The 21,460-nt window shown below is 68.7% G+C and carries 15 protein-coding genes; 7 read left to right on the forward strand and 8 right to left on the reverse strand.

Features of this window, described 5'->3' with window-relative positions:
• Positions 1-2 precede the first annotated feature (2 nt).
• Entirely contained in the window at positions 3-2,018 is a 2,016-nt protein-coding gene (thrS, locus tag BJ970_RS01720) for a threonine--tRNA ligase (protein ID WP_184728814.1), read from the reverse strand.
• Between the two features lie 180 nt (positions 2,019-2,198).
• Positions 2,199-4,295, reverse strand: a complete 2,097-nt coding sequence (locus tag BJ970_RS01725; RefSeq protein ID WP_312864060.1) for a putative bifunctional diguanylate cyclase/phosphodiesterase — start codon at positions 4,293-4,295, stop codon at positions 2,199-2,201.
• A 348-nt stretch (positions 4,296-4,643) separates the two neighbouring features.
• Between BJ970_RS01725 and BJ970_RS01730 the strand changes: the two genes are divergently transcribed.
• Positions 4,644-5,996 carry an FAD-dependent oxidoreductase gene (locus tag BJ970_RS01730; protein ID WP_184722756.1) on the forward strand — a complete coding sequence of 451 codons (1,353 nt, stop codon included), beginning with the start codon at positions 4,644-4,646 and terminating at the stop codon, positions 5,994-5,996.
• Between the two features lie 63 nt (positions 5,997-6,059).
• Positions 6,060-7,523, forward strand: a complete 1,464-nt coding sequence (locus BJ970_RS01735) for an aldehyde dehydrogenase (NADP(+)) (protein WP_184722759.1) — start codon at positions 6,060-6,062, stop codon at positions 7,521-7,523.
• Positions 7,524-7,598: 75 nt separating this feature from the next.
• Here the strand turns inward: BJ970_RS01735 and BJ970_RS01740 are convergent, their stop codons facing one another.
• Positions 7,599-8,423, reverse strand: coding sequence for a putative RNA methyltransferase (locus BJ970_RS01740; protein WP_184722762.1), 825 nt, complete (start codon positions 8,421-8,423; stop codon positions 7,599-7,601).
• A 65-nt stretch (positions 8,424-8,488) separates the two neighbouring features.
• Here BJ970_RS01740 and BJ970_RS01745 point away from each other — a divergent pair, with 65 nt between their 5' ends.
• Positions 8,489-9,901 (forward strand): lipase maturation factor family protein, encoded by a 1,413-nt coding sequence (locus BJ970_RS01745; RefSeq protein ID WP_184722765.1) that lies wholly within the window; start codon positions 8,489-8,491, stop codon positions 9,899-9,901.
• Positions 9,902-9,926: 25 nt separating this feature from the next.
• Here the strand turns inward: BJ970_RS01745 and BJ970_RS01750 are convergent, their stop codons facing one another.
• The 3 genes from BJ970_RS01750 to BJ970_RS01760 form a co-directional block, all read right to left on the reverse strand.
• Entirely contained in the window at positions 9,927-10,409 is a 483-nt protein-coding gene (locus BJ970_RS01750; protein ID WP_184722768.1) for a VOC family protein, read from the reverse strand.
• 107 nt (positions 10,410-10,516) lie between these two features.
• On the reverse strand, positions 10,517-11,746 hold the full coding sequence (locus BJ970_RS01755; protein WP_184722772.1) for an SAM-dependent methyltransferase: 1,230 nt from the start codon (positions 11,744-11,746) through the stop codon (positions 10,517-10,519).
• A gap of 22 nt (positions 11,747-11,768) precedes the next feature.
• A complete protein-coding gene (locus BJ970_RS01760; protein WP_184722775.1) occupies positions 11,769-13,148 on the reverse strand; it encodes an FAD-binding oxidoreductase in 1,380 nt (459 codons plus the stop codon).
• Between the two features lie 557 nt (positions 13,149-13,705).
• Here BJ970_RS01760 and BJ970_RS01765 point away from each other — a divergent pair.
• Positions 13,706-15,157 carry an amino acid permease gene (locus BJ970_RS01765; protein ID WP_184722778.1) on the forward strand — a complete coding sequence of 484 codons (1,452 nt, stop codon included), beginning with the start codon at positions 13,706-13,708 and terminating at the stop codon, positions 15,155-15,157.
• Positions 15,158-15,396: 239 nt separating this feature from the next.
• Positions 15,397-16,329 carry a type I pantothenate kinase gene (gene coaA / locus BJ970_RS01770; RefSeq protein ID WP_184722780.1) on the forward strand — a complete coding sequence of 311 codons (933 nt, stop codon included), beginning with the start codon at positions 15,397-15,399 and terminating at the stop codon, positions 16,327-16,329.
• Between the two features lie 12 nt (positions 16,330-16,341).
• On the opposite strand, the gene BJ970_RS01775 is transcribed toward coaA, so the two are convergent.
• Positions 16,342-17,997, reverse strand: a complete 1,656-nt coding sequence (locus BJ970_RS01775; RefSeq protein ID WP_184722781.1) for a PucR family transcriptional regulator — start codon at positions 17,995-17,997, stop codon at positions 16,342-16,344.
• A 153-nt stretch (positions 17,998-18,150) separates the two neighbouring features.
• Here BJ970_RS01775 and pruA point away from each other — a divergent pair, with 153 nt between their 5' ends.
• Both pruA and BJ970_RS01785 read left to right on the forward strand, forming a co-directional pair.
• Positions 18,151-19,779: an L-glutamate gamma-semialdehyde dehydrogenase gene (pruA, locus tag BJ970_RS01780; RefSeq protein WP_184722783.1), complete on the forward strand. Its 1,629-nt coding sequence runs from the start codon at positions 18,151-18,153 to the stop codon at positions 19,777-19,779.
• 176 nt (positions 19,780-19,955) lie between these two features.
• Positions 19,956-20,885: a proline dehydrogenase family protein gene (locus tag BJ970_RS01785; RefSeq protein WP_184722785.1), complete on the forward strand. Its 930-nt coding sequence runs from the start codon at positions 19,956-19,958 to the stop codon at positions 20,883-20,885.
• 57 nt (positions 20,886-20,942) lie between these two features.
• On the opposite strand, the gene cynS is transcribed toward BJ970_RS01785, so the two are convergent.
• Entirely contained in the window at positions 20,943-21,383 is a 441-nt protein-coding gene (gene cynS / locus BJ970_RS01790; protein WP_184722787.1) for a cyanase, read from the reverse strand.
• Positions 21,384-21,460: the final 77 nt, after the last annotated feature.

Genomic DNA, 21,460 nt, shown 5'->3' on the forward strand with positions numbered 1-21,460 from the left:
GCTCACGCCCGCTCCGCCTGGAAGTTCTCCGCGGTCGGCGAGGCGTTCTCGCGACGCCCGATCCAGTCGGCCAGCGCGGCGACCGCCTGCTCCACCGGCACCCCGTTGATCTGGCTGCCGTCGCGGAACCGGAACGACACCGCGTCGGCCGCCACGTCCTTGCCGCCGGCCAGCAGCAGGAACGGCACCTTCTGGGTGGTGTGGTTGCGGATCTTCTTCTGCATCCGGTCGTCGCTGGTGTCGATTTCGATACGAATGCCCTTGGCCCGCAACGTCTTCGCGACCCGTCGCAGGTGCTCGACGTGCTCGTCGGCGATCGGGATGCCGACCACCTGCACCGGTGCCAACCAGGCCGGGAACGCACCCGCGTAGTGCTCGGTGAGCACCCCGAAGAACCGCTCGATCGAACCGAACAATGCGCGGTGGATCTTGATCGGCCGCTGTTTGCTGCCGTCCGGCGCGGTGAACTCCAGGTTGAACAGCTCCGGCAGGTGGTAGTCGACCTGGATGGTCGACATCTGCCAGCTGCGGCCCAGCGCGTCCTTGGCCTGCACGGAGATCTTCGGACCGTAGAAGGCCGCGCCGCCCGGGTCCGGCACCAGCTCCAGCCCGGAATCCTCGGCGGCCGTGCGCAGCGCCTCGGTGGCCACCGCCCAGCTTTCGTCGCTGCCGACGTACTTCTCCTCGTTGCGGGTGGACAGTTCGAGGTAGAAGTCCTCCAGGCCGTAGTCGCGCAGCAGGTCGAGCACGAAGCTCAGCAGCGACTTCAGCTCGTCCTGCAACTGGTCGGGGGTGCAGTAGATGTGCGCGTCGTCCTGCGTCATGCCGCGCACCCGGGTCAGCCCGTGCACCACACCGGACTTCTCGTACCGGTACACCGACCCGAACTCGAACAGCCGCAGCGGCAGCTCCCGGTAGGAGCGCCCGCGCGAGCGGTAGATCAGGTTGTGGAACGGGCAGTTCATCGGCTTGAGGTAGTAGTCGACGCCCGGCTTGCGCAGCTCGCCGTCGGCGTCCCGTTCCTCGTCGAGGTGCATCGCCGGGAACATGCCGTCGCGGTACCACTCCAGGTGCCTGGAGGTCTTGAACAGCGTGTCCTTGGTGATGTGCGGGGTGTAGACGAACTCGTAGCCGGCTTCCTCGTGGCGCTGCCTGGAGTAGTCCTCCAGCTCGCGCCGGATGATGCCGCCCTTGGGGTGGAACACCGGCAACCCGGAACCGATCTCGTCCGGGAAGGAGAACAGGTCCAGCTCGGCGCCGAGCCGCCGGTGGTCGCGACGCTCAGCCTCGGCCAGCCACTCAAGGTGCTCGTCGAGCTTCTCCTTGGATTCCCAGGCGGTGCCGTAGATCCGTTGCAGCTGTTGGTTGTTCTGGTCGCCCCGCCAGTACGCGGCGGCCACCCGCATCAGCTTGACGGCGGGGATGAACCGGGTGTGCGGCACGTGCGGGCCGCGGCACAGGTCGCCCCAGACGACCTCGCCGTGCCGGTCGATGTTGTCGTAGACGGTCAGCTCGCCGCCGCCGACCTCCATCACCTCGCTGGTGTCCACATCGGACTTAAGGTCGACCAGCTCCAGTTTGTACGGCTCGGTCGCCAACTCCTGCTTGGCGGACTCGACCGACTCCAGCTTGCGACGGGCGAACTTCTGCCCGGACTTGATGATCTGCTTCATGCGCTTGTCCAGCGCCTGCAGATCGTCCGGGGTGAACGGCCGGTCGACGTCGAAGTCGTAGTAGAAACCGTCCCGGACCGGCGGGCCGATGCCCAGCTTCGCGTCGGGGAACAGGTTCTGCACCGCCTGGGCCAGCACGTGCGCCGCGGAGTGCCGGATGACGCTGCGACCGTCCTCGGTGTCGGCGGCGACCGCCTCCACCTCGACGTCGGCGTCCGGTGCCCACGCGAGGTCGCGCAGGTTCCCGTCGGTGTCGCGGACCACCACGACCGCGTCCGGGCCCTTCGACGGCAGCCCCGCCTCGGCGACCGCCGCACCCGCGGTAGTGCCCGCCGGAACCTTCACCCGGAGAGCTTGCTGGGCTTGGGAAGGCTGTACGGACACGATCACTCCTCGGCTGGGCCGGCCACCGACCGGCGGGGATACGCTTCGCACACCGATGCTATCGGCCTGTCGCCACCCGGTTTCCGCCGCTCCCCGCACTGCCGCCGCTCCCCGCACCGCAAGACGGGCAGCGGCGGCGGCTCAGCGGGACGTCGCGGCGAAGCGCTCGATCTCCGATGCGGAGGCCAGCCCACTGACGTAGGGGCCCTGCACCAGGCTGACGCCGAGTTCACGCAGGCGGTGGGCCTGCAATTCGGTGCGCACCCCGCCGGCCACCACCAGGTAGTCCATCAGCCGCGCCGCTCCCACCGCGCTGACCACCAGGTGCCGGTCCAGCGGGTCCGGGCCGTCCGGGTCAGCCAGGCTTTCCAGGTGCGGTCCCTCGATGCGCACGGCCCGCACCGGCAGGTCGCGCAGCCGGCTGACCCGGGTGTAGTCGTCGCCGAACTCGCAGACGACCAACTGGATCCCCATGTCGGCAAAGATCTCCAGGGTGTCCACCGGGTCGCCCTGGTGGTCGAACAGGGCGGCTTCGGGCAACCCCAGCGCCAGCGACGACGGCGGCAACCCGCTGTGGTGCAGGATGCGCTGCACGTCGGCGACGAGTTCCGGATCGCGGCAGTGCCGAAGCGACAGGTTCACCGTCGCGACCGGGGCCTTCGCACCGAGTCGCCGCACCCAGCCCGACCCGTGCTCGCAGACCTGCTCCAGCGCCCAGCTGCCGAGACGGGTGATCAGCCCGGTCTCCTCGGCCAGCCCGAGGAAGCGCTCCGCGCCCAACTCGCCGAACTCCTCGTGGTCCCAGCGCACGTTGGCGGCGGCGCCGACCAGCTCACCGGTCTCCAGCATCGCGATCGGCTCGTACTCGACGAACAGCTCGTTCTGCTCCAGCGCGGCGGGCAGCGCCGCAGAGAGCTTGAATCGGTCCAGCGCGGCCCGGTTGCTCACGGTGTCGAAGAGCACCCACTGCGCGCGGCCATCGCGCTTGGCGCGGTAGAGCGTGATGTCGGCGTCCCGCAGCAGCGCCTCCGCATCGGTCCCGGCGACCTCGCGTTCCACGATGCCGACGCTCGCCGACGCGCTGAGCTCGTGGTCGCCGATCTGCACCGGTTCGGCGATCTCCCGGAGCAGCTCTTCCACCACTCGGATCACCGCGTTGGCGTCCGGCGAATCGGGCATCAGCAGGGCGAACTCGTTGCCGCCCATCCGCGCCGCCACCGCCTGCTCGGTCTTGGCCAGCGCCTCGAGCCGCTGCGCGACGTGCCGCAGCAGCCGGTCGCCGACCGAGTAGCCCAGGCTGTCGTTGACCGCCTTGAATCCGTCCAGGTCGAAATAGCACAGACCTATCCGGCGCTCCGGGTAGGTCGGCTTCAGCGCGGCGTCCAGGCTGGACCGGAGCTGGTTGCGGTTGGCCAGCCCGGTCAGCGGGTCGCGGATGGCCTGGCGGTGGAAGTGCTCCTGGAGCATGTACCGGTCGGTGATGTCCTCGAACAGCAGCACCTGGTAGTCCGGTTCGCCGCGGGCGTCGCGGACCAGCGATGCGGACAGCTGGCTCCAGGTGTGCGTGCCGTTCGGCTCGGTGCAGCGGATCTCCAGCCGGCAACCGTCGGCGGACCCGGCCAGATCGGCCAGGGCGTCCCGGAGTTCCGCCGACCAGTCCTCGTCGACCAGTTCGAACACGGTCCCGCCGATCAGGTCGTCCGCCGCACGCTGGAAGATCCGGCTCATCGCCGCGTTGACCTCCTCGATAGTGCCGTCCAACGACACGATCGCGATGCCCAGCGCCGTGGAGTTGAACACCACGCGGGACCGCGCCTCGCTGGCCCGCAACGCCTCCTCGGTGGAGTCCCGCGCGTACAGCACGGCCTGCTTGATCACTTCCTGCTCGGCCAGGGTCTGCTCGCGCAGCCGCCCGGTGAACCCCGCGGCCAGGTCGCCGAGCACGCCGAACAAGCGGTCGGACCGCAGCCCGGGCAGGAGTCTGGGCAACTCGGCGCCGAACAGCCGCAGCGTGCGGGCGAGCACCTCGGGGTTGGTGAAGTGGATCTGGACGAGCTCGGCGCCTACCTCCAGCGCCGCACCCGGCAGCGCGGCGCCGGTCAGCTCGCCGACCAACCGGTCCACGCAGTCGTTCAGGTGCTCGTCAATGTCGGCGCGCGGCAGCGGCACATAGCTGGTGTGCACGATCGCACGCTTCCAGCGTCGGACGAATTCAAGACGGTCCACTCTGGTGATCACGATCCGGCTCCGTCGGGCGCGCGGTGCGGCAACCGGCGCATCTCCCACCTGTCCTTCGCGTCCGTCGTCGCGTGACGTGCCCGGCACCGACCGGGCAGCAGCGCGGTTGATCGACTCCGAATCCTACTGTCACGCCACGCAGTTGGTCACGTGCTGGATGTGAACGGCGAGGTGCGTCCTTATGAGGATTGTCACCGGTCCGCATGGCGGGATCGAGGGTAAGGCATGCCTAAGCTTGAGGCGTTCCCCGCGCATTTCGCCCGGCACGCGACCGGTCAGGTCGAGCACCGGGCCAATCGAGCGTGGGGCCAGTCGAGTGCGCGAGTGTGGCGCACAGGAGGAGAGCGCATGACCCGCCCGCTGCGAGTCGCGATCGTCGGGGCCGGACCGGCCGGCGTGTACGCCGCCGACATCCTGACCAAGTCCGAGACCCCGGTCGAGATCGACCTGCTGGACCGGATGCCAGCGCCCTACGGCCTGATCCGCTACGGCGTGGCCCCCGACCACCCGCGCATCAAGGGCATCGTCAGCGCGCTGCACCGAGTGCTGGAGAAACCGGAGATCAGGTTCCTGGGGCACGTCGACTACGGCGTTGACGTCAAGCTGGACGACCTGCGCCACCACTACGACGCGGTCGTCTTCGCCACCGGCGCGGACCAGGACCGCGCGCTGGACATCCCCGGCATCGACCTACCGCACAGCTTCGGCGCCGCGGACTTCGTCTACTGGTACGACGGCTACCCGCAGGCGCCGCGGGACTGGACGCTGGATGGCGAGCAGGTCGCGGTGATCGGCGCCGGCAACGTTGCGCTGGACGTCGCCCGGGTACTGGCCAAGCAGGCCGACGACCTGCTGAGCACCGAGATCCCGGAGAACGTGCACCGGGGCCTGACGGACTCCAAGGTCACCGACGTGCACCTGTTCGCCCGGCGCGGCCCGGCGCAGGCCAAGTTCACGCCGCTGGAGCTGCGCGAGCTCGACCACCAGGCCGATGTGGAGATCATCGTGCACCCCGAGGGCTTCGAACTCGACGAGGCCAGCGAGGAAGCGATCCGCACCAACAACCAGGTCAAGACGATCGTCAAGACGCTCCAGGACTGGGCACTGCGGGATCCGAGGCACGACACCGCGCGACGGCTGCACCTGCATTTCCTGCGGTCGCCGGTCGAGGTGCAGGGCAGCGACCGGGTCGAGGGCTTCAAGGTGGAGGTCATGGAGCTCACCGGCGATGGCAACGTGCGGGGCACCGGCGAGTACGAGACCCATCCGGTGCAGCAGGTCTACCGCGCGGTCGGGTACCTGAGCTCGCCGCTGCCGGACATCCCGTTCGACCACCAGACCGGAACCGTGCCCAACGACGGCGGCCGGGTGCTGGACCTCGACGGCGAGCCCCTCCCGGGCATCTACACCACCGGCTGGATCAAGCGCGGCCCGGTGGGCCTGATCGGCCACACCAAGGGCGACGCGCTGGAGACGATCAACAACCTGCTCGCCGACCTGGCGACGATGCCGCAGGCGGAGGAGCCAGCCGGCGAGAGCATCCTGCGGCTGCTCGAAGAGCGCGGCGTCGAGTACACGACGTGGGAGGGCTGGGGCCGACTGGACGCGCACGAGAGGGCGCTGGGCGAAGCCCAGGGTCGCGAGCGCATCAAGGTCGTCCCCCGGGAGGAGATGGTCCGGATCTCGCGTTCCGCGGGCTGAATCTTTCCAAGGAGCCGTATTACGGTGGGGGAAAGCCACTCGTATCGCGCAAAGGATGGCACGTTGACCGCGACCGAACGGATCCCGGACACCACCCAAGCCGAACTCGACACCGTCCTGCAACGAGCCGCCGACGCCGCCGATGCGTTCGGCGCACAGTCACCCGCCACCCGCGCCCGCCAGCTGGTCGCCGTCGCCGACGCGCTCGACGCCGCGAGCGGTGAACTGGTGCCGCTGGCCATCGCCGAATCCAACCTGTCCGAAGGGCGGCTGACCGGCGAGCTCAAGCGCACCACCTTCCAGCTCCGGCTGTTCGCCGAGGTACTCGACGAAGGCGGCTACCTGCAGGCCACCCTGGACCGCGCCGACGCCGGTTTCGCGTTGGGTGCCAAGCCGGATCTGCGCCGGATCCTGCAGCCCGTGGGCCCGGTGCTGGTGTTCGCGGCGAGCAACTTCCCGTTCGCCTTCTCCGTCGCCGGCGGCGACACCGCCTCGGCGCTCGCGGCGGGCTGCCCGGTGGTGCTCAAGGGCCACCCCGGGCACCCGCAATTGTCGGTGCGCACCGGCGAGATCATCATCAAGGCGCTGCAGTCCGCCGGTGCGCCGGACGGCGCGTTCAGCGTTGTGCTCGGTTTCGAAGTCGGCACGGCGGCGCTGCAGGACCCGCGGATCAAGGCCGCGGCGTTCACCGGGTCGGTCCCGGGCGGTCGCGCGCTGTTCGACATCGCCAGCTCGCGACCCACCCCGATTCCGTTCTTCGGCGAACTCGGCAGTATCAACCCGGTTTTCGTCACCCCCAGCGCGGTCCGCGCCCGCGGCGAGGAGATCGCCAAGGGCTACGTGACGTCGTACTCCGGCAACGCCGGGCAGCTGTGCACGAAGCCGGGGCTGCTGTTCCTGCCTGCCGACCACGGCCTCGACGACGTGCTCGCCGCCGAGTCCAAGGCGGTGGCGGCGCATCGGCTGCTCAACGAGCGGCTGCACGAGGGCTACTGCGGGCGACGGGCCACCGTCACCAAGGCGCCGGGCGTCCGGGTGCTGGCCGAAGGCAGCGTCGACGACGGCGCGGTGCCAACGTTGCTGGCCACCGACGTCGACACCCTGCTGGCGAACCGCGAGGCGCTGCTGGAGGAGGTCTTCGGCCCGCTGTCCATTGTGGTCACCTACTCCTCGGAGGACGAGGCGCGGCGGGCAGCGGAGGCGTTCGAAGGCAACCTCACCGCAACCCTGCACGCCGAAGCCGAGGACACGGAGTTCGCGGCAACCCTGGTGAACCGCTTGCGCGAGCGCGCGGGGCGAGTGCTGTTCAACGGCTGGCCCACGGGTGTCGCGGTGTCCCCGGCAATGCAGCACGGCGGCCCATACCCGGCGACGACGGATGCCCGCTTCACGTCCGTGGGCACGGCGTCGATCGACCGATTCCTGCGCCCGGTGACCTACCAGAACGTCCCGCAGGACCTTCTGCCGACGGCCCTGCGCGACGACAACCCGTGGGGCATCCCGCAAACCATCCACGAACCCAAGTGACCAGCTGACTGACTCAACGGGCACCGAGCCCACAGTGCACTGTGGACTCGGGCTGGCCCTCGCCGACTCCCGGGTTCACCCTCGGCGCTGATACACCGCCACCGTGACCGATGCGGTCGGTGTGACCGGCTTCGGCAGGGCGGCGATGCGGGATCGCAGGTCCTCGGCGCTGGCGTGCCAGGCGCTGGGGCCCATCGCCACCACCGCCTCGGCCGCCGGCTCGCCCAGGGACAACCGGAACTCGCGGATCTGCTGCGACACCAGATCGAACCGGTCGGCGAGCTGCTCGGTCAACCGCTCCTGCTTGCGCTCGTCCACGCTGAGCAGCCCGAGCGCGGACACCAGGTCGGCGAGGTGGCCGGGATTCGGGACGACCACCACCAGCAACCCGCCGGGACGCAGCACCCGGTGCATCTCGACGGCGTTGCGCGGCGCGAAGACGTTCAGCACCGCCGACGCCGCGCCGCTGCGCACCGGCAGCGTCTGCCAGGCATCGGCCACCACCGCACCCAGGCGTGGATGTGCCTTCGCTGCGCGGCGGCAAGCGTACTTGGAGACGTCCAGCGCGACCCCGACCCGGTCGGATTCCGCCAGGGCTCGGGCCAGGTAGTAACCCGTGCCCGCCCCCACGTCCACCACGCAGCCCTCAACGGGGGACATCGCCGAGGCCACCGCATCGGCGATCGGAGCATAGTGGCCCGCGTCAAGGAACTCCGCCCGTGCCGCCACCATCGCCGCCGTGTCACCGACGACCCGGCTCTTGCCGGACACCAGGCTCACGTAGCCCTGCCGGGCGATGTCGAACACATGGTTCGTCGCGCAACGCAGGCTGTTGCCCGCCCGGTCCAGGTTCGAACCACAATGCGGACAGGCCAGCACCGCCACCACGTCGTCCAGCAAGCTCGCCCTCCACAGCGTCGGTAGGCGATTCTAGAAGCCGTCGACGGGCTGAGATGGTGGGGAGGATGTGGGACTGGTTTTCGGCGCCCGACTACTGGGCCGCGCGGTTCGCGGTGCAGCACCTGCTCGCGATCGGATACCTGGTGGGTTTCCTCAGCGCGGCGCGCCAGTTCCGGGGCTTGCTGGGAGAACGCGGCCTGACACCGATCCCCCGATTCCTCGCGCACGTCCCCTTCAGCCAATCGCCGAGCCTGTTCTACCTGCATTACTCCGACCGGTTCTTCGCGGGCGTCTCCTGGGCCGGGGTGATCGGCAGCTTGCTGGCGCTGGTCGTCGACCGCGCACCACTGTGGGCGTGGATCGTGCTCTGGCTGGTGTTGTGGCTGCTGTACCTGTCGATCGTCAACGTCGGGCAGATCTGGTACTCGTTCGGCTGGGAATCGCTGCTGCTGGAGACGGGATTCCTGGCGATCTTCCTCGGCCCCGGATCCATCGAACCGCCCGCGCCGGTGCTGTGGCTGCTGTGCTGGCTGCTGTTCCGCGTGGAGTTCGGGGCCGGGCTGATCAAGCTTCGCGGCGATTCCTGCTGGCGGGACTTCACCGCGCTGTACTACCACCACGAGACGCAGCCGATGCCCGGCCCGCTGAGCCGCTGGTTCCACCGGCTGCCGCGTCCGCTGCACAAGGTCGAAGTGGTGGCCAACCACGGTGCGCAACTCGTCGTGCCTTTCCTGCTCTTCGCCCCGCAACCGGCCGCGACCGTGGCCGCGTTGATCATCGTGGCGACGCAGGGCTGGTTGATGGTCAGCGGGAACTTCGCCTGGCTGAACCTGCTGACCATCACGCTGGCGTTCTCGGCGATGGGCTCTTGGCTGCTGCACTGGGTGACGCCCGACCCGCCGCCGCCGACCGACCCGCCACGATGGTTCGTCACGGCGGTGCTGGCCGTGACGGTCGTCTTCGTGGTGCTCAGCTACTGGCCGGTGCGCAACATGCTGGGGCAGCGGCAGGTGATGAACCGCAGCTTCAACAAGCTGCACCTGGGCAACACCTACGGCGCTTTCGGCAGCATGACGCGGACCCGCTACGAGGTGATCTTCGAAGGCGCGGCCGATTCCGGCGCCGACTGGCTGGAGTACGAGTTCAAGGGCAAGCCCGGCGACCCGCGCCGACGACCGCCGCAGGTCGCGCCCTACCACCTCCGCCTGGACTGGCTGATGTGGTTCCTCGCGATCTCCCCGAGCTACGGCCGGACTTGGCTGCCGAAACTGGTGGAAGCGTTGCTGCGCAACGAAGCACACGTCCTTAGGCTGCTGCGCCACAACCCGTTCCCGGAGTCGCCACCGATGCTCGTCCGGGCCGAGCTATACCGCTACCGCTTCACGACCCGGGCCGAACGCCGGGAGACCGGCGCCTACTGGATGCGAAGCCGCGTCGGCGACTTCCTCCCGCCGCTGGCCCTGGAAGACCTTGAATAAAGCCCCTTTTCCGGGATCGACGTGCTCAGCCCTTGGCGGCTTCTTCCAGGGCCGCGATGTCGATCTTGCTCATGGCGAGCATCGCCTTCATGACCCGGGCGGCCTTGGCCTCGTCGGGGTCGGTCACCAGTTCCAGCAGCCTGCGCGGGGTGACCTGCCAGGACAGGCCGTACTTGTCCTTCAGCCAGCCGCAGGGCCCGTGCTCGCCGCCCTCGCCGAGCCGCTGCCATAGCCGGTCGACTTCTTCCTGCGACCCGCAGGTCACCTCCAGCGAGATCGCTTCGGTGAACTTGAACTGCGGGCCGCCGTTGATACCGACGAACTGCTGCCCGGCGAGCTCGAACACCACGAGCATGACCGTGCCCGGCTCACCCGGCCCGGCTTCGCCGTAGCGCTGCACCTCCAGCACTCGCGAGTCGTCGAAGATCCCGGCGTAGTACTCGGCGGCCTCCTCGGCCTCGGTGTCGAACCACAGGTTGGGGGTGATCTTCTGCTTGATCTCGTACATGACCGTCTCCCGTCTGGTCGCCGCCCTCATGCTGGCCACAGACAGGTAGACCGGCCACCGCGGGAAAACTCATCGCAAGCTCCCAGCTCGCCCTTCGCCGGCACGCCTCACCAGGACGGGCGCAGCGGGTAGTGCGCGTCGGTGCCGTCCAGGCGGACGCCGAGAACCTGGTGCAGCTGGACGACGTTGCGTTCGAAGCCCAATTGGCAAGCCGCCATGTAGAGCCGCCACACGCGTGCCCGTTGGAGACCGACCTCCGCGACCGCCTCGTCCCAGTGCTCCTCCAGGTTCCGGCACCATCCGGCCAGCGTCAGCGCGTAGTGCTCCCGCAGGTTCTCCTCGTGACGCACCTCGAAGCCGTTGTCGTTCATCGCCGACACCAGCGTGCCCACCGGCTCCAGCTCGCCGTCCGGGAAGACGTAGCGGCCGATGAATTTGCCCGGCCGCGAGCCGTGGCTGCCGTCCGGGCGGGTGATGCAGTGGTTGAGCAGTCGCCCGCCGGGGAGCAGCTTGCCGGCCAGGAACGAGAAGTAGTCCGGCAACTGCGCCAGGCCGATGTGCTCGGTGAGCCCGATCGAGCTGACCGCGTCGAAGCCGGTCTCGGTGACGTCGCGGTAGTCCACGTGGCGCACCTCGGCGACGTCGGCCAGCCCGCGCTCGGCGATGGCCTTCTGCGCCCACTGCGCCTGCTGCCGCGACAGCGTCACGCCGAGCGCACGCACCCCGTAGTGCTCGGCCGCATGCATCACCATGCCGCCCCAGCCGCAGCCGACATCGAGCAGCCGCATGCCCTCCCGCAGCCCGAGCTTGCGCGCCACCAAGTCGTGCTTGGCGAACTGCGCCTCCTCCAAAGTGGACGTCGCCTCGGGGTACACGGCGCAGGTATAGGCCATCGACGGGCCCAGCACCCACTCGTAGAACCGGTTGGACACGTCATAGTGGTAGGAGATCGACTTGCTGTCGCGGCGCTTCGAGTGCCGCGAGCCGCGCGGGCGGTGCTCGACCGCCGGCGGACCCACCGGCCACCACAGCCGGTACCCGGCGAGCTTCACCGCCAGCTCGCGCCGCAGGTTCGGCGGGATGTCGTTGAGCGCGACCGCCGGGAAAGCGGCCAGCGCGGTGTACATGTCGCCGTGCACCTCGATCGCGCCGGAGACGTAGCCCCGCGCCAGACCGAGCTCACCTGGTGCGGCGGCGAGATGCGAAAGCGCCAGCGGCGACCGGATCTCCACGCACACCTGTGCCCCGGACTCGCCGGCCCGGCTGCCGTCGAAGGCGCGGATCTCCACCGAGACATCGCTTCCGAGGATGCGCGCGAACACCTCTGCCCAGCCCATCAGCGGATCTCCTTCCTGCTGCTCACTTCTCCCCCACGCATTTCTCGTACAACCCGGGAAGCCGGTCCTTCGGGTCGTACCGCTCCTTCAGCCGCTGGTAGGCGGGCCGGTTGTAGAGCTGCCAGAACTCGGCCTCGTCGAAGTAGGAGTCGGAGTACAGCGACTTGTGCCCATCCAGTTCGGTCACCGCGCGCTCGATGGCCCGGTTGTGCCGCCCGGGCGCCTCGCCGGGTTTCAGCGGCACCGTGGCCCAGAAGCCGACGTTGACGTACAAGGTGTCCGGGTCCATCGGGTACAGCGGCCAGCCCGTGGGGTCGCGCAACTGCACCGGGCACAGCCAGATCGGGCTGATGCCGATGTCGCGGTGGAAGAACTCCAGGAATTCCGGCAGCCGGTCGACCGGGATCTCCACGTCCTGGATGACCGGCTCGTTGCGGCCCTTGCCGCGCAGCACCGCGAGCCGGTCGGTCACCGCGTGGCGGCGGTCCCAGGCCACGATCTTGCGGTAGACGTCGGACCGGCGGTAGCGCTGCGGCCAGAACCGGCGGACGAGCGGGTGCTGCGCGCCGAGCGCGCGGGAACACCAGAACCAGTCGGTGTCCCAGCGCCACAGGTAGTCGTGGATGTTCAGGTAGTCGGCCTGCCGCTGCCGGATGGACCGATAGTAGATCTGTTGCCCGGTGTAGTCGCTGGCGAACGGCGCGTGGTCCACATAGGACCCCAGCGTCAGGTATTGCTCGCGGGGACTGAACACGGTGCCGTCGAGGAAGTCGACGGGGTGCCCGTCGAAGCTCCGGTCACGGCAGATCTCCGCGATCGCGGTGGCGCACTCCCGCGCCGAGCCGAACCGCACGTGCCGCAGCCGGACGTACGGCTTGACCTGCTCCAGCTCGATCTCCAGCCGCAGCGCGTAGCCCAAGGTGCCGTAGGAATTGGGAAAGCCCCGAAACAACTCGGCGTGCTCGTTGTCCGGCCGGGCCCGGACCACCTCGCCGGCGCCGGTGAGGATCTCCATCTCCCGCACCGATTCATGCGGGAGACCGCTGCGAAACGAGGTGGACTCGATGCCCAGCCCGGCGACCGCGCCGCCTAGCGTGATGGTCTTGAGCTGCGGCACCACCATCGGGAGGTGCCCGGACGGAAGCAGGGCGTCGACGATGCTCTCGTAGGTCGCCATGCCCTGCACCTGCGCGGTGTGGCCGGCGGAATCCACCTCCAGCACCCGGTTGAACCGCCCGACGTCCAGTCCCGGACTGTCCGACGGCGCGCGGAAGCGGAAGAGGTTCGAGGTCGGCTTGGCCAGGCGCACCGGCGCGCCGGCGGGCAGTCGCCCGTACTGCGCCACCAGAGCGGTTACTTCGTCGGAATGGCTTCCTGCCGCGACTGTTCCCCGATCGCCCATGCCTCGACTCTATTGCCGGTCCAGCCCGCAGGCATCCCGCTTTACCTGGAGCTAACAGCACCGCAAGACGGACAAAAGGTACAAAATTCTTGATCAACCCCGTTGTCCTCGTCCACCGGAGACCGCAAAACGCCAGGTGATCGACGGCGGGTGATCACTTACCAGACATGCTTGCTTGCCGCATGCAAGCACAGCGGGATTTCGATCACATTGACTCCAATCATGGCCTTCGCATCACGCCGGGGCTCGCTTCGGGTGGACACCGCCGCGAAAACTAACGATTGCCACGCCGCATGGTCACGGATCGCTACCGAAGGCGTTGCGCTGTGAAGCGGGATTCAAGAGCTCACCGCAAATTTTGTCCGATCGGCTAAGCTCAACCCGAAACTATCGTCCAAGCTCACAACCTGATCGCGTATCTCAGCCACGTAGGTTTCGCCGCAACGTGCAAACCCATCGGTGATGCAGGACACGGAAGACGTTGCGCGGGACGTCCCCCGGCCGGATCACGCCATGTACGTACCCTTTCGCGCAGAACAAATGCATCGGGAGAAGCCGTGACCACACCAAGTCTCCAATCCGGGCGGGGGATATTCCGCCGCAAGCCGATCGATTCGATCATCGAGGACGGCGGTGACACCGGCCTGCAGCGCTCGCTGGGCCTGTGGCAGCTCACCGCGATCGGCGTCGGCGGCATCATCGGTGCCGGAATCTTCTCCCTGGCCGGTGCCGTGGCCAACGAGAAGGCCGGGCCCGCGGTGCTTATCTCGTTCCTGATCGCGGGCATCGCCAGTGCGGCCGCCGCGTTCTCCTACGCGGAGTTCGCGGGCATGATTCCCAAGGCCGGTTCGGCCTACACCTACGGCTACGCGGTGCTCGGCGAGGTCGTCGGCTGGCTGATCGGCTGGGACCTGCTGCTGGAGTACACCGCGATCGTCGCGGTGGTCGCCATCGGCATCTCCGGGTACTTCAACGACCTGCTCGGCTTCCTCGGCATCGACCTGCCGACGTGGATGATGGGCGCACCCGGCACCGAGGCCGGAGCCGCCCCACCCGGCAGCTACAAGATCAACCTCTTTGCCGCACTGCTGTGCCTGCTGATCGCTTTCATCCTCAACCAGGGCATGAAGAGTGCGGCGCGCTTCGAGACGCTGCTGGTGTACCTGAAGGTCGCCGTGGTCCTGGTCGTGATCGTCGTCGGCGCGTTCCACATCAACGCCGGCAACTACAACCCGTTCTTCCCCTTCGGCATGAGCGGGGCGTTCGCCGGGGCGGCGACGGTGTTCTTCGCGGTATTCGGCTACGACGCGATGAGCACGGCCGCCGAGGAGTCCAAGGACGCCCAGCGGCACATGCCGAAGGCGATCATTTACTCGCTCGCCATCTCGATGGTGCTCTACGTGCTGGCATGCCTGGTGCTCACCGGCATGATCCCGTACCAGCAGATCAGCGCCGAGAGCGCCTTCTCCACCGCCTTCGCCGACGTCGGCCTGCCGGTGCTGGGCGCGATCATCGCGGTCGGCGCGATCCTGGGCATCCTCACCGTGCTGTTCACCTTCATGCTCGGCGTGACCCGGGTGGGCTTCGCGATGAGCCGGGACGGCCTGCTGCCGAAGTGGTTCGGCAAGACCCACCCGGTGCGCAAGGTGCCGAGCCGGTTCACCTGGCTCATCGGCATCGCCTCGGCGCTGATCGCCGGCCTGCTCCCGATCGGCGAGGCCGCGGAGCTGACCAACATCGGCATCCTGCTGGCGTTCGTGATCGTGTGCGCCGCGGTGATCGTGCTGCGCTACAAGCGGCCGGACCTGCCGCGCGGGTTCAAGTGCCCCGGCATGCCGATCGTGCCGATCATCGGCATCGTGTTCTCGATCTGGCTGGTCACCTTCCTGGAGCCGTTGACCTGGCTGCGGTTCGCCGGCTGGTTCGTCGTCGGCCTGGTGATCTACTTCGCCTACGGGTACCGCAATTCCAAGCTCAACGAGCCCGCCTCCGGCGAGCTGCAGAACTGACCCGCTGAACCCCGGAACGCCGGACGACGCTCTCCAGCGCCGTCCGGCGTTTCGTCGTTCCGGCGGTGATTTCAAGGAAATCGGCGGGTTGTTCGCCGTTGAAATCGCCACTCGCGATCGATCAAGGGTGTTCCGTCCGTCTCAGCGTGCAGTGGGTCACAGCGTCGCGCGCCTTCCGCGGCCTAGGGTTCGCGGTTGTCTGAATATTTCCTGTCGGGCCTCAACGCCGAGGGGTGCTTGTGACGCGCGTACGCGAACTGAGCCCGTATGTCGAGTTGCACCGCGCGCAGTGGCGGGAACTGCGGGATTCCCTACCTCTTCCGCTGACCGAGGACGAGCTCGTCGCCCTGCGCGGCCTCGGCGATCCCGTCGACCTCGCCGAGGTCGCCGACGTCTACCTGCCGCTGTCGCGGCTGATCAGCCTCCAGGTCGCCGCCCGCCAGCGGCTGCACGAAACCACCACGACGTTTCTCGGCGAAGAGACGCGCGGCACGAAGGTGCCGTTCGTGATCGGCATCGCGGGCAGCGTCGCGGTCGGCAAGTCGACCACCGCGCGGATCCTGCGCGCCCTGCTGGCCCGCTGGCCCGACCACCCGCGGGTCGACCTGGTCACCACCGACGGCTTCCTTTACCCGAAGGCCGAGCTGATGCGCCGCGGCCTAATGCACCGCAAGGGCTTCCCCGAAAGCTACGACCGGCGGGCGCTGCTGCGCTTCGTCACCGAGGTCAAATCCGGTGCGCCGGAGGTGAGCGCGCCGGTCTACTCCCACGTCGCCTACGACATCCTGGCCGGTGAGCAGCACGTGGTCCGCAAGCCGGACATCCTGATCATCGAGGGCCTGAACGTGCTGCAGCCCGGTCCCAGCCTGGCCGTGTCGGACCTGTTCGACTTCTCCATCTACGTCGACGCGCACACCGAGCACATCGCCCGCTGGTACACCGATCGCTTCCTGGCGCTGCGCCACACGGCGTTCGCGAACCCGAACTCCCACTTTCACCACTTCGCCCAGCTTTCCGACGAGGAAGCCCGCGCCGAAGCCGATCACCTGTGGCGCACGATCAACGAACCGAACCTGCTGGACAACATCCTGCCCACCCGCCCGCGAGCGACGCTGGTGCTGCGCAAGGACATCGACCACTCCATCAACAGGGTCCGCCTCCGCAAGCTCTGACCGGCCGTGACTTCAGCGCCGCGCCGCCCGGCGGGACAGCAGAAGTTGCAGGTGGGCGCTCAACCGTTCCGTGGCATTGGAGAAGTCGATGCCGGTGATCTCGCCCGCTCGGCGAATGCGGTAGCGGAGGGTGTTGGGGTGGACGTGCAGGCCGTCGCTGGCCGCTCGGACATCACCGAACGCCTCCAGGTACGCCAGCAACGAGCGGGCCAGGTCCGTGCCGTGCTCCGCGTCGTGGCCGTACAGCGCCGTCAGACGGGAGTCGCGGAACCGTTCGTTGCCCTGCAGGACCGTCAGGATCTCGCTGATCACCACCTGCGCCCGGACATCCGAGATGGTGGCGATCTCCGCGTGCAGGTCGTGGGTCATCGCGTCGAGGATCCGGTCCGCCTCGGTACGCGACTCCGCCACCTCATCCAGCGTCCGCACCGCCGAGCCCACGCCCACCTGCACCTTCGCCCGCAGGTGCTGCTTGGCCGCCGTCACGATCTCGCGGGTCAGGCTCAGGGCCGCCGCCACCGCCGAACGCTCCGGCAGGTCCGGCAGCAGCACGTACACCCGCGAACCGATCGTGGTGACCAGTGCACTGCGCCGGTACGCCGAGGAATGTACCGAGATCAGGCTCGTCATCTCGGCCCGTTGCAACTCCAGTTCGGAGCGGTCCGAGCTGGCGTCCGACGGGCGCAGCGTGAACACCACGACCACCGCGGGCTTCGCCGGATCCGCGCCGATGTTGTCGGCCACCGACTGGGCGTCGATCAGGCCGTCGAGCAGGCCGGTCAGCAAGTTCTCCCGGAACCGCGGCCCGGCCGTGGCCTCGGTGCGCTGCCGGATCAGCTGGAGCGCCGCGACGCGCGCCGCGCCCAGCAGCGCCCGCTCGGAACGCTCCGCCAACGGCCGCTTGCCCTCCTGCACCCAGATCGTGCCCAAGGGCTGGGTGCCCGCGTGGATGCCGACCGCCATCCGGCTCCGGATGCCCAGGTCGGGCCGCTCGTCGATGCGCACGACCTCCTCGCCCGCCCGCAGCCGCTGGTAGACCCCCCACTCCCGGAGCATCGCCAGGTACGGCTCCGGCCCCTGCCGCCCCAGGATCGACAGCCGGCGCAGCTCATCGACCTCATCGTCGGAACGCGAGTAGGCCAGCACCCGGCTCGCGGTGTCCTCGATGGCCACGATGCCATCGGTCATCGCCGCCACCGTCTGGGCCAGCGAGAACAGGTCGCCGAGCGCCTCGCCCAGGTCCGCGTCGGTGGTCAGCCGGGCGTTGTCCACGGCCGACCGCGCGAAGGATTCCAGCCGCTCCCAGCGGACCTCGGGCCGCACGCCGAGCAGCGCGATCCGGCAGTCGATCGCGGTATCGCGCAGGGCACGCGCGTCGGTTTCGGAGTCGACCTTGACTGCCACGGCGGCGGCGCCATCGCGCGCCGCGGCGCGCACCAACCGCGCGGCAGCCCGGCCACGCGCGCCGATGACCAGCACGAAATCGCCGTTGCGACCGCTGCCGGACTCCTCCTCCGGGTCGACAATGACGACGTCACGCACCTCGATGTCGAAGCCGCCCGGTGCCGCGAGCACGTCCACCAGGGGCTCGCCCACCGCGATGAGGAGCTGGCGCAGCGGCACCCCCACCACGCCAACGCTCACCGCGTCGACTCCGACCTCAGACACCCAGGACCTCACTTGTTCAACCGAACAATCTGATATTGCCAACAATAGCCGATCGGACAATCCCGGGGCGCTAACGAAACCTTAACCTCCCAAGTGACAGCACCATTTGCCCGCACGACAGCGCGACTTCCCCGCAAGGAGGCGAAATTGGCCATGGACGCCATCACTTCGGTCCCGGTGCCCTACAACGAGCCGGTCAAGGGCTATGCGCCCGGATCGCCGGAACGGGAGTCGCTGCAAAAGCGCATCGCGGAGCTGGAGTCCGACCGCGTCGAGCTCACCCAGACCATCGGCGGCACGCAGCGGATGGCCGGCGGTGAGCGCTTCGACGTCGTGCAGCCCCACGACCACCAGCACGTGCTCGGCACCTCCGCGCAGGCCACCTCGCAGGACGTGGCCGAGGCCGTGCAGGCCGCCAAGGACGCCGCGCCCGCTTGGGCCGCCACCCCCTTCGACGAACGTGCCGCGGTGCTGCTGCGCACCGCCGACCTGCTGGCCGGACCGTGGCGCGACACCATCAACGCCGCCACCATCCTGGGCCAGTCCAAGTCGGTGCAGCAGGCCGAGATCGACGCCGCCTGCGAGTTCATCGACTTCCTGCGGTTCAACGTGCACTACGCACGCCAGATCATGGCCGAACAGCCGCGCTCGGTACCCGGCGAGTGGAACCGGCTGGACTACCGCCCGCTGGACGGCTTCGTCACCGCCATCACCCCCTTCAACTTCACCGCCATCGCGGGCAACCTGCCCACCGCCCCGGCGCTGATGGGCAACACCGTGGTGTGGAAGCCCACGCCCTCGCAGCAACTCGCCGCGCACTTCACCATGCGGCTGTTCGAGGCCGCCGGACTCCCGCCGGGCGTGATCAACCTGGTCACCGGGCACGGCCAAGCCGTCAGCGAGGTCGCGCTGACCGACCCCGGCTTCGCCGGCCTGCACTTCACCGGCTCCACCGCCACCTTCAAGAAGCTGTGGCGCACCATCGGCGAGAACCTGGACAACTACCGCTGCTACCCCCGCATCGTCGGGGAGACCGGCGGCAAGGACTTCATCGTCGTGCACCCCTCGGCCAACCCGGCCCCGCTGGCCGCTGCCTTCGCTCGCGGCGCCTTCGAATACCAGGGCCAGAAATGCTCGGCGGCCTCCCGCGCCTACGTGCCGCGCTCGATCTGGGACGCCGGACTGCGCGACGAGCTGGCCGACCTGACCCGCAGCATCCGCTACGGCGACGTCACCGACTTCGCCCACTTCGGCGGCGCCGTGATCGATGCCCGCGCCTTCGCCAAGCACAAGGCGGCGCTGGACCGGGCCGCGCGGGAATCGTCCATCGAGGTGCTCGCCGGCGGCGGTTACGACGACTCGGTCGGCTACTTCGTCGAGCCCACCGTGCTGGTCTGCGACGATCCGAGCGACGAGGTGTTCACCACCGAGTACTTCGGGCCGATCATCGCCGTGCACGTCTACGACGACGCGAAGTACTCCGAGATCCTCGACATCGTCGACTCCTCCAGCCCGTATGCGCTGACCGGCGCGGTGTTCGCCACCGACCGCAGCGCCATCGAGCTGGCACACCACAAGCTGCGCGGCGCCGCCGGCAACTTCTACGTCAACGACAAGCCGACCGGCTCGATCGTCTCCCGCCAGCCCTTCGGCGGTAGCCGGGCCTCCGGCACCAACGACAAGGCCGGCTCGTTGCTCAACATCCAGCGCTGGACCAGCCCCCGGGCCATCAAGGAAACCTGGGACGCCCCCACCCAGATCGCCTATCCCCACATGGGCTAGGAGCGAGGGCACCCTGGACCGAGTCGCTCCAGGGTGCCCCTCCACCCCGAAGTTCCCGCTCCGAACCCTTTGCCGGTGTCGTCCGGCGAACCGCGGCACGCATTCTCGACTTGCAGGCAACGCGGAAGGCAGGAGATCCCCACCCCCCGAACACAGCTGCACGAAGGAGACCCACGATGCTGCGCAGCACCTTGCTGGCCGCCGCCCGTTCCCAGGGCGTGCGCCGACTCGTGGAGGCCAACCCGCTGACCAAGCCGGTCGTCGCGCGGTTCGTCGCCGGCACCACACCCGAGGACGCGGTCCGGGCCACCCGGACCCTGCGTGACCGCAACATGTACGTCACGCTCGATCACCTCGGCGAAGACACGCTCGATGCGCAGCAGGCCGCCGACACCGTCCGCGCCTACCAGGAGATGCTGCAGGTGCTGTCCACCGAGGGTCTGGCCGACCGGGCCGAGGTCTCGGTGAAGCTTTCCGCGGTCGGGCAGTTCCTGGCCACCGACGGGGAGAAGATCGCCCTCGACAATGCGCGGCTGATCTGTGAGGCCGCGGCCGCCGCCGGGACCACGGTCACCCTCGACATGGAGGACCACACCACCACCGACTCGACGCTGGGCATCCTCCGCGACCTGCGGGTGGACTTCCCGTGGGTCGGCGCGGTGCTGCAGGCTTACCTGCACCGGACCGAGCAGGACTGCCGCGACCTGGCGACCGAGGGCTCCCGGGTGCGGCTGTGCAAGGGCGCCTACTCCGAGCCCGCATCGGTGGCCTACCAGGACAAGGCCGAGGTGGACCGCTCCTATGTGCGCTGCCTGAAGATCCTGATGGAGGGCGCCGGCTACCCGATGGTGGCCAGCCACGACCCGCGGATGGTGGCGATCGCCGCGGATCTGGCCACGCGGGCCGGGCGCAGCGCGGACAGCTACGAGTTCCAGATGCTCTACGGCATTCGGGCCGAGGAACAGAAGCGGATCGCCGCGGCGGGCAACAAGCTGCGGGTGTACGTGGCCTACGGCGACGAGTGGTACGGCTACTTCATGCGCCGCCTCGCCGAGCGCCCGGCCAACCTCGTTTTCTTCCTCCGGTCCCTGATCTCGCAGAACTGATCCGGCGGCGCCGGACCACGCCGCGATTTCCATGGAAATCGCGGCGCATCAAGGGGGCTACCACCTGTAGTCCAGGAATTTCCCGTCCAGGGTGACCACCACGCGGTCGCCCTCCGGATCCAGCCGGCGCTCGACGTCGATCTTGAAGTTGATCGCGCTCATGATCCCGTCGCCGAACTCCTCGTGGATAGCCTCCTTGATTGCCCCGCCGTAGACCTGCAGAACCTCGTAGAACCGGTAAACGGTCGGATCCGTCGGTACTACCTCGGTAGTGCCGCGATACGGCTGCCGCCGCAACGCATCGACGGTCGCCTGGTCGAGATCGAGCAGGTCGGCGACCTTCTCTGCGTCCTCGCGCCCGACCGGGTGCTGGCCGAGCAGCGCGGCGATGGTCCACAACAGCGGCTTGTCGATCGCTTCCGAAATCTCCCGCCAGGAGACCTCGCGCCGAGCCCGCTCGGCCGCGATGAGCTCGCCCGCTTCGAGTTTGCCGATCATGACAACCGACTCCCATTCCGGTGCGCCGCAACAAAAATTCGCCGACCGCTGTTCGACCATACCCAGCGCCGACCGCC

This window comes from Saccharopolyspora phatthalungensis (assembly GCF_014203395.1).
In the GTDB taxonomy this organism is placed as follows: Bacteria; Actinomycetota; Actinomycetes; order Mycobacteriales; family Pseudonocardiaceae; genus Saccharopolyspora; species Saccharopolyspora phatthalungensis.

Coding starts and splice junctions, on each gene's coding strand:
- BJ970_RS01730 (WP_184722756.1), top strand. CDS start 4,644: ATGACCCGCCCGCTGCGAGTCGCGATCGTCGGGGCCGGACCGGCCGGC.
- BJ970_RS01745 (WP_184722765.1), top strand. CDS start 8,489: ATGTGGGACTGGTTTTCGGCGCCCGACTACTGGGCCGCGCGGTTCGCG.
- BJ970_RS01750 (WP_184722768.1), bottom strand. CDS start 10,409: ATGTACGAGATCAAGCAGAAGATCACCCCCAACCTGTGGTTCGACACC.
- BJ970_RS01755 (WP_184722772.1), bottom strand. CDS start 11,746: ATGGGCTGGGCAGAGGTGTTCGCGCGCATCCTCGGAAGCGATGTCTCG.
- BJ970_RS01760 (WP_184722775.1), bottom strand. CDS start 13,148: ATGGGCGATCGGGGAACAGTCGCGGCAGGAAGCCATTCCGACGAAGTA.
- pruA (WP_184722783.1), top strand. CDS start 18,151: ATGGACGCCATCACTTCGGTCCCGGTGCCCTACAACGAGCCGGTCAAG.
- BJ970_RS01785 (WP_184722785.1), top strand. CDS start 19,956: ATGCTGCGCAGCACCTTGCTGGCCGCCGCCCGTTCCCAGGGCGTGCGC.
- cynS (WP_184722787.1), bottom strand. CDS start 21,383: ATGATCGGCAAACTCGAAGCGGGCGAGCTCATCGCGGCCGAGCGGGCT.